Annotated in this window: 8 protein-coding genes; 2 read left to right on the top strand and 6 right to left on the bottom strand. The window is 52.2% G+C overall.

Annotation, left to right across the window (positions count from 1 at the left end; genetic code table 11):
* Nucleotides 1-133: 133 nt before the first annotated feature.
* The 5 genes from DUE52_RS00380 to DUE52_RS00360 form a co-directional block, all read right to left on the bottom strand.
* The gene (locus DUE52_RS00380; RefSeq protein ID WP_114403961.1) at nucleotides 134-2,542 is read right to left on the bottom strand and encodes an ABC transporter permease; all 2,409 of its coding nucleotides are present in this window, start codon (nucleotides 2,540-2,542) and stop codon (nucleotides 134-136) included.
* 265 nt (nucleotides 2,543-2,807) lie between these two features.
* Nucleotides 2,808-5,228, bottom strand: a complete 2,421-nt coding sequence (locus DUE52_RS00375) for an ABC transporter permease (protein ID WP_114403960.1) — start codon at nucleotides 5,226-5,228, stop codon at nucleotides 2,808-2,810.
* Nucleotides 5,229-5,297: 69 nt separating this feature from the next.
* Complete coding sequence (locus tag DUE52_RS00370; protein WP_114403959.1) at nucleotides 5,298-6,212, bottom strand: winged helix-turn-helix domain-containing protein; 915 nt, start codon at nucleotides 6,210-6,212, stop codon at nucleotides 5,298-5,300.
* 12 nt (nucleotides 6,213-6,224) lie between these two features.
* Nucleotides 6,225-7,388 (bottom strand): S1 family peptidase, encoded by a 1,164-nt coding sequence (locus tag DUE52_RS00365; RefSeq protein ID WP_114403958.1) that lies wholly within the window; start codon nucleotides 7,386-7,388, stop codon nucleotides 6,225-6,227.
* 17 nt (nucleotides 7,389-7,405) lie between these two features.
* Nucleotides 7,406-7,906, bottom strand: coding sequence for a hypothetical protein (locus DUE52_RS00360; RefSeq protein ID WP_114403957.1), 501 nt, complete (start codon nucleotides 7,904-7,906; stop codon nucleotides 7,406-7,408).
* A 404-nt stretch (nucleotides 7,907-8,310) separates the two neighbouring features.
* On the opposite strand from DUE52_RS00360, the gene DUE52_RS00355 reads away from it, so the two are divergent.
* Together DUE52_RS00355 and DUE52_RS00350 are read left to right on the top strand one after the other, a co-directional pair.
* Nucleotides 8,311-11,430 (top strand): SusC/RagA family TonB-linked outer membrane protein, encoded by a 3,120-nt coding sequence (locus tag DUE52_RS00355; protein ID WP_114403956.1) that lies wholly within the window; start codon nucleotides 8,311-8,313, stop codon nucleotides 11,428-11,430.
* Between the two features lie 139 nt (nucleotides 11,431-11,569).
* On the top strand, nucleotides 11,570-13,150 hold the full coding sequence (locus DUE52_RS00350; RefSeq protein WP_114403955.1) for a SusD/RagB family nutrient-binding outer membrane lipoprotein: 1,581 nt from the start codon (nucleotides 11,570-11,572) through the stop codon (nucleotides 13,148-13,150).
* A gap of 111 nt (nucleotides 13,151-13,261) precedes the next feature.
* Here the strand turns inward: DUE52_RS00350 and DUE52_RS00345 are convergent, their stop codons facing one another.
* Nucleotides 13,262-13,558, bottom strand: a complete 297-nt coding sequence (locus tag DUE52_RS00345; protein WP_114403954.1) for a hypothetical protein — start codon at nucleotides 13,556-13,558, stop codon at nucleotides 13,262-13,264.
* Between the last annotated feature and the right edge of the window lie 6 nt (nucleotides 13,559-13,564).

Here is a 13,564-nt window from a genome sequence, read left to right as displayed (position 1 = left end):
ACCGTTTAGGACGGTTTATTTTTTACAGGGGAGGTTATCTGCTTTGCTGAATGGTGCGTGTATGCTGGTCAAGGCTGGGGCTGGTCAAGATTGCAACGGCACCGGCCGCCCGGTCTTGACCAGCTCATCAAAACTATTCCGATTTCAAACTCTTCACCGGATTCATCAACGCGGCTTTGATACTCTGGAATGAAACCGTCGCAAAGGCAATCGCGATGGCGGTGACCGCCGTCAGAACGAAAACCCACGGGCTGATGCTGGTTCGATACACGAAGCCCTCCAGCCATTGATTCATGACCCACCACGCCACCGGCGACGCCAGCAGGAGGGCAACCAGGACCAGCTTCAGCAGATCTTTGGAAAGCAGCGTCACCAGACTGGGCGTCGAAGCCCCCAGCACCTTGCGGATGCCAATTTCCTTGGTGCGCTGTTCGGCCATAAACATCGATAAGCCGAACAAACCGAGGCAGGAAATCAGGATGGCAATACCGGCAAAAATACCGAAAAGTTGCTGTTGCGTCTGCTCGGTGGTATAGAGCCGCCCAAACCGCTGATCCAGAAACTCATAGGAAAAAGGCTGGCTGGAAAAACGCCGTTTCCAGACGGATTCGATGTGCGCCAGGGCCGTCTGCAAACCGGCTCCACCCGCCACGTGAACCGAAATCCAGCTATTTCGCTCGGGCAACATAAACATCGCAATGGGCGGAATGGCCTGGCGGAGGGATTCAAAATGAAAATCTTTGGTGACGCCCACCACCTGACCGCGCCGTTGGCCGTAGCCAAACGCCTTTCCGATGGCTTGTTCGGGATTTTTCCAGCCCAACATGCGGGCTGCGGTTTCGTTCAGAATGAAAGCCGCCGTGTCATCCGTTGCGTAGGCGCGGGAGAAGTTTCGCCCGGCCGCCATTTTCATAGCGTAGGTGGGAATAAAATCGTGATCGATCGATAAGGCCTTTAGAATCACTTTGGAAGGTGCCATGCTGTCGCCTTTGGCCACATAGGCATCCCAGGAATCCAGCAGCCGACCCGACGGAATCCGCGATGACTGCCCCACTTCCAGCACCGCGCTATTGCTCTTCAATTCCTGCTTCAGCGCTTCGACATTGACCGTCGAGTCTTCTACCGTCCGCAGCAAAACGATCTGGTCTTTCTGGTACCCCAGTTTGTAATTTCGAATGTAATCCATCTGGTTGTAGACTACCATCGTGCTGATAATGAGCACCACCGCAATGGCAAACTGGGTCACCACCAGCGCCTGCCGGAATCGCCCCGTTCGCATGGCCGACGCAATTTTCCCTTTCAGAACACTGATGGGTTGAAACGAGGTCAGGAAAAAAGCTGGGTAACTCCCCGACACCAGACCCGTTAACAGCGTGATGCCGGCCACGATGCCCAGAAAAACCGGGTGTGTCAATTGGTTCAGTGTCAGTTGTTTTTGGGTGAAATCGTTCAGGAAAGGCAGACAAAAAACGACCAGAACCACCGCCAGACTCAATGCAAAAACCACCAGCATAAGGGATTCGCTCAGAAACTGGCCCACGAGTTGACTCCGGTGAGCGCCAACCACTTTTCGCATTCCGACCTCCTTTGCCCGACCCGCCGAGCGGGCCGTTGCCAGGTTCATGTAGTTGATGCAGGCAATCAGCAGAATGAACAGGCCAATGGCCGAAAACATGTAGACGTAGCGAATGTCGCCATCGGCCTCCAGCGCATCGTCCGTGTCGGAGCGCAGGTGAATATCGGTCAGTTTTTGCAGATTCAGAACCGAATAGGTCGATGCTTTGGGTTCGATCCGGCGGTTTTGAAACGCCGGAAACGCCTTGACCAGTTTGTCCGGATCGGTGCCTTTGGCCAGCAAAACATACGTCAGAAACGAGTTGTTGCCCCAATTGGTCCGCAGGCCTTCGGCACCATAAACCCGGTTGTCGTTCAGCGTGTTGAATGAGATCAGAAAATCCGGACGAATGTGCGACTGCGTGGGCAACGGTTCAAATACGCCCGTCACCATCAATTCAAACTGGTTGTTACTCCGCAGGCTTTTTCCCATTGGCGATTCGTTTCCGAAATATTTCTCCGCCATTGGCCGCGACAGCATGATGGAAAAAGGTTGCGCCAGGGCCTGCGCCGGATTCCCGCTGATTACCTTGAAATCCAGCACGTTAAAAATAGCTTCTTCGGCAAAAAGCACCCGGCTTTCGTTGTAGGTGTGCTCACCGTATTTGAGCAACGAACTGGTGCTGAGGGTCCGAACGACCTCTTCGGCCTGCGGAAAATCCTGTTTGATGAGCGGCCCGAACGGAGGAGCCACGGTGCCGAGTTTCAGCTCGACGGTACCGTCATTGGAGTTGAGAAAAGTGCGCAAAACGCGGTAGGTCCGGTCGGCTTTGGTATTGTAACGGTCGAAACTAACCTCGTCGCGCACGTAGAGGGCGATCAGCAGGAAACAGGCCAGTCCGATGGCCACACCGACAATGTTGATAAAGCCGAATGTTTTGTGTTTCAGTAAATTGCGAAACGCAATTTTCAGGTAATTTCTCAGCATAAGGTTCGTCGTTCACTGTCCGTACAAGGCACGCTTTCAGAATGCTCAAACTGTATACCATAATATCCAATAGGCTGATTATTAAATATTTACATTCTATTTGCGGGTTCGTTTGTCCGTTTACGGACGGTTGGCCGTTCGCTGGCGGACAGGAAAAAGAGGTTATTTCGCAGAGTTGAGCGGAGAAAAAAGAGTTAAGCAGAGAAATATTTTTCTTTTTACTCTGCGTAACTCTGATTTCCTCCGCTCAACTCTGCGAAATAACTCACTCACTCCTCAAACTTTCCACCGGATTCATCAGGGCGGTTTTTGCCGATTGGAGCGAAACCGTCAGCAAGGTGATGCCGATGGCCAGCAAACCAGCCAGGGCAAACATCCACCCTTGAATCTCAACGCGATAGACAAAGCTTTGCAGCCAGCGACTCATGGCCCAACCTGCTACAGGCGAGGCCACGGCAATGGCAACCAGCACCGGTTTCAGAAAGTCTTTCGACAGCAGGGCGACAATGTCCAAAACCGTGGCACCCAGCACTTTCCGCACACCGATCTCCCGCGTCCGCTGTTGGGTGGCCAGTTTCGCCAGGCCGAACACGCCGAGGCCGCAAATCAGGGTCGCCAGCAGGGTTGCATAGCTTATAATTCGCTGCCATTTCTGCTCCAATTCGTAGGCTTTGGCATTCAGCTCATCCTGAAAACCGTAGTCCATTTCAAATGAAGGGTAGGCTTTCCGGTATACGTTCTTCAAAACGGCCAGGGCTTCTTTTTGGCGGTTTTTGTCAATTTTTACCAAAATACCGCTGGATTGATCTTCCCGCATGAACAGGGCCATCGGCCGAATGCGCTCCCGCAACGAACTGGCATGAAAATCCTTGACCACCCCAACGATGGTCAGCGGTTTCTGGCTGAAATTCTCGTGCAATCGAATGGTTTTTCCAATCGGCTTCTCAAGACCCGCAGTCTTTACGAACGTTTCATTGACCAGAACCGCTTCGGTTTTGTCAGACACGAAAGCAGGGGATAGATTGCGCCCGGCTTTCAGACGGATGCCCAAAACCGGCAGGTAGTTTTCGTCAATGTACTGGTAGCGGCTTTCAATTTTCCGGTTCCCCACGCGGGTCTCGTACGATCCCCCCAAATCACTGCTAAACGAAACTGTTCGGATCAAGGGTTCGCCCGCCAGTTCGGTCCGTAAAAAAGCCTGATCGACTTTTAAATCATTGCTGAAAGGAATATACGTTCCGATGACCTGATACGGATCGTAGCCCAGGTCCTTCGTCCGCACATAATCCATCTGATGATAGAAAACCGTGGTCGCAATCACCAGAAAAACCGACAAGGCAAACTGAAGCATGACAAGCGTTTGTCCCAGCCAACTCCGCCCCGAAAGTCGCGGTTTATTGTACAATACATCGGTGGGTTTAAAATTGGACAGAACGAGTGCCGGATAAAGACCTGTTACTAAAATATTAAAAATCAATAAGATAATGAAATAAAGCAGAAGTTCGCCATCCAGAATTTCACGGAAAACGATGGCTTTGCCAGCTAACTGATTGAAAACCGGTAATGTCAACTGCGCCAGTAGAATCGCCACTCCAAAAGCACCCAGACACAGAAGGGCCGACTCTCCCAGGAATTGAGCCATGATGCGTTGCGAACTGCTCCCCGTTAATTTCCGAATCCCGATTTCTTTGGTCCGTTTCAGCGAGTTCGCCAGACTGATGTTGATGAAATTAATGGAAGCCATCAGCAGAATAAAGGCCGAAATACCCAAAAAGAGGTACGAAAAAACCGGATTACTGCCATTGGTGATACCCCCTTCCCGGTTCCCTTCGCTGTGATATAACGGGTTGAGATGAATGTCGGTTATGGGTTGTAATCCATACCGAATCGCCGGATCAAAACCGTAATTCTTCCGGTTTTCCGCCACCTGCTGCCGGGCGTGTACCGCGTAAACGGTACTGAATTTTCGGACAACCAAATCGCGATCGGCCTGTGGATGCAGCACGACAAAGGTGCTCAGATAGGAGTTCAGCCAACTGGTATCGTCAAAAGAAACCTGCATGAACCGGAACGGAAACAGCAGATCGAACTGAAGGGAGGAATTTTTGGGTGGGTCCTGCACCACACCGGTGATGATCGATGCCCCCACCCGCTTGCCGGAAGGCCCATCTTCCAGCAACGTTTTCCCGATTACATCAAGGCTGTTGAACAGTTTCCGCGCTGTCCGTTCGGTGATGACGACCGTGCCTGCACCCCGTAAGGCGGTTTTCAGATTGCCACTTAATAGCCTGAAAGAAAACACGTTGAAAAAAGTAGAGTCAACAAAAAAGGGGTGCAGTACAAACGATTTATGGTTGGCTACGAACATTCCCTGAATGTCACCGCCCATCACCCGCACGTAGTTCTGTACTTCGGGCACCTCCGCTTTGAAGGCCGGTCCCTGCACCTGACCCGTGCCGCCGTTCGTCTCGCCGGTTCCGCCCCGGGTTTCGGTCACGGTCGTTGTGATCCGGTAGAGGTTTGGGTTTTTCTCGTGAAACCGGTCATAGCTTCGTTCGTCTTTTAGGTAGAGAATCGCCAGCAACAGGCAGGTGATTCCAACGGCCAGGCCAACGACGTTAATGACCGAATACAGCCGGTTTTGCCACAAGTGGCGGAAGGCGATTTTGAGGTAATTTTGGAGCATAAACGTGCCGGAGGACTTTTCACAGTCCTGAGAATATAAGCGAAAGTTCTAAAGGGAAAAAAATATGGATTAAGCGGTTCCCGATGCGTTAGGACGGGATTCCAGGCGATACCCCACGCCGTGGACGGCAACGATCTTGAGCGTCGGGTCATCCTGCAATAGTTTCCGCAGACGTGATACGAACACGTCTACACTGCGCCCGACGATGATGCCTTCGTCTTCCCAGACCGATTTGAGAATAAAATCACGTTCCAGCAGTTGGTTCGGATTCATGGCAAAAAGGCGGAGCAGCTTGGCTTCGCGGTAGGTCAGGTTGTGGACATGCCCCCCGGCGCTCAGCGTCAGATTGGTGGTGTCAAGGCTGGAATTTCCAAAATGAAGCTGGTGGTCGTCGTTAGGAACCGAATCCGGATCTATGGGTTCCTTCGGCGGGGACGACCGGCGCAAAACCGTGAAAACCAAGGCGGTCAACAAACTTCCGAAAGCCATCATCCACCAGGCAGAAGCCGTTTGCGGGGGTGTTTCGGAAGCCGTAAACCGAATCTGGAGATTGTAGCAGCCTTTGGCCTGTTCGCGACCGGTGCAGGCTACTTTCTGCTTTTTCGTTACATCCAAAACCGTATAACCCAGCTCGATTTTGCCATTCGAACAATTCAGGATGGCGACGTCATACGGTCGCGTGACCCCATGCAGCCGGAGGGATGCCTGCAAAACATCGGGCAGTTGGCTGTAGTCGAAGGTCTGATTCAGCCGGATCAGGAACGTGTTGGCATCGGTTTGCTGAACGGGCGAAATCCGGGAGGTCGAATCACCGGCGGCAGCCAGCAACCGGTGCGCCGTCCGGCGAAGGGCGAGATTGGCCTTCTCCGCAAAACGGTTCTGGTCGGCCTGCGCCGGGTTGGGGGTCGACCGAACGAACTGCACAAACAGCAGTCCCGTTAGCAGAACGAGGATGATTGCGATGATGCGGTTTGCTTTTCCCATAGCCCATTCTTTTTATTCCGTACGCCTGACCTCCGTCAGAAATTTCTGCAATTCGGCTTTGACGTAGGGATCCATCCGTTCTTTTTTCAGTTCCTTCTCCAGCCGGCTGATGGCTTCCGGTTTTTGATTAATCTGAAGCAAAGCCTTTGCCAACGACAGCAGATAGACGTGGTAGTCGTACTTCGCAACGAAATACTCAAAATACGGAACGGCTTCTGCTTTCCGGCTGGATTCGATCAGTTTTTCGCCGGATTTGATGAGGTTATCGTGATTAAAATACGTCAATTCGTACGTATAATACAACGACTCATTTTTTAGAAAACGATCGAATACCGGCAATGCTTTTTCAACCGGTATTGTCTGAAGCAACGAATCGAGGTACACCGAAACCGGTTTTCGGTTGACGTTAAGCGGTTTATCGCCGGCGAGTATCTTTTTGAGATAAGCCGTCGAATTGATGACATTGACCCGCCGACCCGTTTCCGCATCCGTGCGGCCGTTGGAATAGATGCCGACCAGCCGCCCGTTGGTGTCGATCATTGGCGATCCGCTGGCACCACCCAGAAAAACCGTATCCATGCCCGCGCCCTCAAACTGGACATAAAAGACGGGGCCTTCCGTTTTGACAACCGTCCCTTTTGCCGTCAGCGTCTGTTGAAACCGGTAGGGATTACCCGTTAGATACACGTTTTCTCCGACCGAAACCGCCTTTTCCCGCATCCTGACCGGCTGAATTTTTGGTGAAACCGACTTGGTTGAGAAAACAAGCCAATCCCGCTGCAATACCCCGTTGTCAAAACCATCCCACAGTTTTTCCGTGGAATCTTCGTTCATCAACCGATCGATGACCACCGAATCGGCGGGGTGGTGTTTCGGGTACATCTTCCACGTTTTAAGCTGGTCGTTGATCATCACCCGCTTCGACGCTTTGTTGCGGGCGACCCACAAAATGTGTTTCGCCGTTACCGCCAGCGTGTCTTTTCCGGTATCGAGCAAAAAACCGCTGGCGGCATAGGTGATCGTCGGGTCCTCGTATCGATCCCCGTTTTTATATAATACCTCATTGACCAGGGCAATCGGCGGCCACTGTTCGACCGGTTTCTGAATCCATTTTTCCGGGGTTTGGGCAAATCCAAAGACCGGTAGTGCAAGCACCAAAATTAAGATTTTTCTCATCGTGTTTAAGGCACGGGTTAACAACCTTCCCCTTTTCTGTATGGGAGTTTGAGAAACCAGAAAAGTTTCAACCGGATGATCCGTCGGGCTACTTCATCTTCTTTTCGGATTGGTTCAATCACCAGATCGTCGCCGACGTGCGCGTAGGCCAGAACGTCTGATAGCTCAATTTCAGCCTTTTCGCAACGCCCATCCGCTTTGGCCATATTGAGCGGTTTTCCGTCCCGTCGCAGATAAACCCGGAATGGTATTTTGATGGCATCGGGCGAATAGGGGTCGCCGGCTACAACGGTCAATTTGCCCCGGCTATTGAGCGAGAAAAAGGAATAATCCAGTGGAATGCCATCTAATAGCAAGGGATTATCGGAAAATTCTTTCGTTTTTTTCTCAGCAGTTGACTTACTGCTTTCGTGAGAATCAGTTACCCGGTTTTCGGTCAATAGTACGGAACCACTAAAAACGGATGGCTGGGGAAACGCACCGAACAAGAAGGCGAGAAAAATCCATTTTTTTGACATGGCGGTTTTTCGTTAAGTGGACAATGAACCAAATGTATGGCCCATTCCAAATGCAGCCAATCAATGCCCGTAAAACATTGTAAACGAAATGTAAAAGCTTTCTATTCAGTCATTAAAAGGCTTTCTATCCGATGGTTACCGTTGGAGTCGGAAGAGCCAAACTTTTTTTAAGAAATCGCTTCTAATTCTTTAAAAATCTTTTAAAGGAGAATAATCCAAAAACGGCAAAAATAATTTCTGGGATAGGGATTGGCGAAAAATCCCCAATTTCCTATTAAATTACCGCCATAATGGGAAATTAAATAGAGTAATGTCACTATTCAGCAAAACAATTGTTCGTTTCCCAATCGTACTCAACAACCCACCTGTAATTCTCTTTTACCATTTCTAACTTCATTTCCCCCATGCGAAAACCAGTACTTTTTTTGAACCGGAAAGCGCCATTCAACCGCCGGTCTCGGTCCTACACCCTTGTTCTGCTGGCCATCGGAATGGCATTGTCTGCTCCGCCGGCTTCAACCTATGCCAACCCGGCCAAAGCCGGAGCGGTGGTCACCCTTGAAAAAGAAGTAACCGGAACCGTTAAGGATAACAATGGCAACGCGCTGCCGGGGGTTAACGTCGTCATCAAAGGCACAACCAAAGGCACCACTACCAACAGCGTCGGAAAATATACATTGATGGTCGACAACGACGCTACGGTTTTGATTTTCTCATTCATCGGGGCTTTGTCGCAGGAAGTTACCGTCGGCGATCGTTCGGTAGTCGATGTAACGCTTCAGGAAGATGCCAAGCAGTTGAACGAAATCGTCGTGACGGCACTTGGGATCGAACGGAATGCGAAAACCCTGACGTATTCTACCCAGCAGATCGACGGCAAAAAACTGGTCGATGTCCGGGATGCCAACTTTGTCAACACGCTTTCCGGAAAAGTGGCCGGGATGGTCGTGACGCAGGCCTCTTCGGGACCGGGCTCGGCTACGCGGGTCGTGCTGCGCGGAAACCGCTCCATTACCGGTAACAACAACGCCCTGTTTGTGATCGACGGCGTTCCGGTCGACAACACCGTCCGTGGCCAGGTAACCGGCGACTTCGGTGGCATCAACGGCAGCGACGGTGCCAACAACATCAACCCCGACGACATCGAGTCGATGAACGTGCTGAAAGGCCCGGCAGCCTCGGCCCTCTACGGCAGCCGTGCTGCCAATGGGGTCATCATGATCACGACGAAAAAAGGGAAAGCCGGGAAAGTTTCGGTGGACGTCAATTCGGGCGTGGTGATGGAATCGCCGTTCGTATTGCCCAAACTACAGAATACGTTTGGACAGGGTGCCGGTGGCAAAACCAGCGCCAACTCGCCGTATAGCTGGGGAGCCGCTGCCACGACCTATCCCGACAACATCAAAGACTTTTTCCGGGATGCGGTTTCGACCAACAATTCGGTGGGCATCGCGGCTGGTAGCGAAAAGGTACAGACCTATACGTCCTACACCAACAACTACAACCAGGGCATTCTGCCGAACAACGAGCTGATGCGTCACACGCTGAACCTCCGGCTTACTTCGCAGATCACCAAGCGGTTTTCGACCGATGCCAAGATTACCTACGTCAACCAGAAGATTGACAACAAACCCCGCTCCGGCGAGGAAAGCTCGGTGACAATGAACCTCTACAAGGTGCCGCGCAGTGTGGATCTGAACAACGTCTACAATACGTATGAAGATGCCAACGGCAAACCGACCTACTGGACCAGTTCGGGGATTTATATGAACCCTTACTGGACGCTCAACAAAACGTTTGCGCTCGAAAAACGGAACCGGGTGATTGCCCTCGGGTCGGCCAAATATCAGTTGACCGACTGGCTGAATGTGCAGGGACGGCTCAGTTATGACTGGTATGCCGATCGCTACAACTTCGGGTATGCGAACAACACGCTGCTGTTTGCCGGAGCGGGTGGATCGTATTCGGATTATACGGGTGAGCAACTGGAACGCAACATGGACGTGATCATTTCCGGGAACAACAACATTGGGAAGGATTTCGCCGTGACCTACAACGTGGGAGCGGGGTCTACCTACAACCGTTTCTCGCAGGTGGGAGCCAGCACCAACGGCCTGTCGGTTGCCAACCGCTTCGACCTGTCTTTTGCGTCGAACCTGACCCAGATCACCGGGTATAGCGAAAAAGAACTGCAATATGTGTTCGGAACCGCTTCGGTTTCGTTCCGCGATTACCTGACAGTCGATGCTTCGGTGCGAAACGACTGGTCGTCTACGCTGCCCAAACCGTATTCCTACATCTACTCGTCATTCGGGGCTAACGTCATTCTTTCTGATGCGGTAAAACTGCCGAGCTGGATCAGTTTTGCCAAACTGCGGGGGTCGTGGGCGCAGGTGGGGAACGATGCCGCGCCGTATAGCCTGCTCCAGACGTATGCGTTCTCACAGGGTGGAACGGGCGGTTATATTTCCCGCAGCACGACCCGCCCGGCTGAAAACCTGAAACCTGAAATTTCGTCATCCACCGAATTTGGGGCCGATGTCCGGTTTTTGGGTGGCCGTTTAGGGGTTGATTTTACGTACTACAACAGCAACACGGTCAACCAGTTGCTTTCATTGGGTCTGGCTCCGGCATCGGGTTTTGCCAGCCAGTTTGTCAATGCCGGGAAAATCAACAACAAAGGGTTTGAACTGACCCTGAGCGCATCGCCGTTAAAAGGCAACCGCTTTACCTGGGATGCCTCACTGAACTTTGCCCGGAACGTCAACACCATCGTCGAACTCCACCCGAACATCAAGCGGGCTACCCTCGGCGGTAACACGCGTACGACCACCGCCGTGGTTGTTGAAGGCGGCTCTTACGGTGATCTGGAAGCCTACGGATGGGCCAAAGATGCACAGGGGCGTTTGTTGGTAAATGCCAATGGTCTTCCGGTTGTCAGTGCTTTTGGTATTATCGGTAACTTCAACCCTAAATTTACGTTTGGTTTCAGCAACACGTTCTCCTACAAGAACTTTGTGATGAGCTTCCTGGTCGACGGCCGGGTGGGTGGCATCATGGTTTCCGGAACGGATGGCAACCTGGCGTATGACGGAACGGCCGAGTACACGCTTGAGAAACGTGAGGGAGGCTGGGTACTGCCGGGTGTAACGGCAACCGGCGAAACCAACACGAAGGCGATTACCTCCGAGCAATTCTGGCAAACCGTATCGCAGGGACGCTATACCTGGGGTGAGTTTTTCTCGTATTCGACTACGAATGTGCGCTTGAGAGAAGCGACTCTGGGCTATAACATTCCGTTCCCGCAAGGTTTTTTCATCAAAAACGCCCGGCTGTCGCTCACGGCCCGCAACCTGTTTTTCTTCTACCGGGGCAACGCCACGATGGACATTCCCGGTTTGAAAACCCGCAAGCTGCCGTTTGACCCCGATGTGAACCTGAGTGCGGCCAACTACCAGGGTTCCGAATATGGCGCGCTGCCATCAACCCGGACCGTTGGTCTTAACCTAAAATTAGGATTCTAATCGGCATTCTGAAACAAAAGAATTGTCCGATAAAAGCCCCCACCCCCCTAAAGGAGGCTTTAACAATCCGGATTTTTGAGCCCCCTTTAGGGGGGTGGGGGCTAATTTTTCAGAATCAATAATCAATATTGAACGAATCATGAAAATACCCGTCAATAAATTTACCAAGTTGTCAATTGTGGGCCTGATTGCCGGAGCGGCCGGCATTTGGAGTGGCTGTACGAGCGATTTTGACGAAATCAATACCAGCAAAACCGCTCTTACCACGCTGAGTGCTACCGAACTTCCGTATTTGTTTTCGCGGGCGCAACAACAGGCGTCATATGCAGCCGGTACGTACCAGACAGCCCAGAACCTGTTTGCGGATCTGTACGCCCAATACTACGCGACGACGACGCCGAACTTCCAGTCGGACCGGTACTTTATGCACCGGACCTGGATCAACTCGCACTGGAACCCGATTTATACGCAGGTGGTGCCGCAGTTGAAAACCTTGTTCGACCAGACCGACCCGACTTCGTCGCAGTATGCCCTGGCCAGCATCTGGTGGGTGTTTGCGTTTCACCGCCTGACGGATTACTACGGCCCAGTGCCGTATTTCGACGCGGGTATTCCGGCCAACAGCGTTAAATACGATCCACAGGACAAAATTTACGACGACTTCTTCAAACGTCTGGCGGCTGCTACGACGGTTTTGAAAGGCAAAACAGCGGAAAAACCGTATGGCAACTACGACATTATCTATGCGGGCGATGTCAACAAATGGATCAAATTTGCCAACACGTTGCGGCTGCGGCTGGCGATGCGGATTTCGAAAGTAGACCCGGCCCGGGCTAAAACCGAGGCCGAAGCTGCCATTGCGGGCGGTTTGCTGACCGACGTTGCCGATAATGCGCTGATGACCAAAAACCAGGTAGGGAATGATTACAACGGTCTGGCGACGATTTCGGGCTGGGGTGAGTTTCGGATGAGTGCGTCGATGGAGTCGATCCTGAAAGGCTTCGATGATCCCCGGATCGGAATTTATTTCCAGCCGGCTTTCAACACCAAAACGTATGAAGGCGTCCGCAACGGGCTGGGTTCCGTCGAGTTGACCGATCCACTCAACAACAACGACAACAACTCCAACATCGGAGAGCGTTGGGTGAGAAATACCGGTGCCGGATCGGCTTGGGCGCAGCAATACGCTACCAAACAGGATATTATGCACACGGCTGAAGCGTATTTTCTGGTGGCTGAGGCCGCTCTGAATGGCTGGAATGTGGGTGGTACGACGGCGCAACAGGCCTACGAAAAAGGCATTCGGGCGTCGATGGATGGATGGGGAATCAGCAGCGCCCTGACCGATGCCTACATCGTCAGCACCAAAACGCCGGTTGCTCCGCAGGATCAACAGAAATCACCGGCTTTGTCGACAATCCCGGTTAAATGGGGCGCTACCGAAGCGATTCAGCGGGAGCAGATTGGTACGCAGAAATGGCTGGCGGTGTATCCCGATGGCATCGAAGCGTGGGCCGAAGTTCGTCGGACGCGGTTTCCGAAATTGTACCCGGTCGTCAACTCGGTCAACACCGACGTTCCGACGACGGCCTATCCCCGCCGGATTCCGTTCCTGCTGCTGGAAGAAAACTCCAACACGGCAGCGGTTAAAGCGGCTGTTGCATTGCTAGGTGGCCCGGACAACGCGGCAACGCCGTTGTGGTGGGATAAGAATAAATAAGAGATTATTTCGCGGAGTTGAGCAGAGAAGAAAGGAGTTAAGCGGAGGTATAAATCTCTGCTTAACTCCTCTTTTTTTCTCTGCTCAACTCCGCGAAATAATCTCTTCTACTCAAGACTCCACCAGCATACGCCGTTGTTTCACCAGATCCTCCCGCTTCACGAAGGTGATCGGCACAAACTGGTCGGTGGGCGAGCCGATGTAGTAGAGCGTCCAGTCCTGATCATAGTGCGCCAGCATCTGCCGGATGCAATCCACGCGGTCGATGGTCGGAATATTGCAGTCTTCCCAGTAAAACAGCTCCACGCGGTAGTGCAATTCCTGCCGCTTGCCGTTGATGGTGACTTCGATTTCGATGTCCTGTTTGCCGGGCATCATGGGAATGGGAATAGCGATATGTGCTGCCATAGTATA

Source organism: Larkinella punicea (assembly GCF_003334855.1).
Lineage (GTDB): Bacteria > Bacteroidota > Bacteroidia > Cytophagales > Spirosomataceae > Larkinella > Larkinella punicea.
Note: the sequence above shows the minus strand (reverse complement) of the source record. Positions and strands in the feature narration are given on the sequence as shown.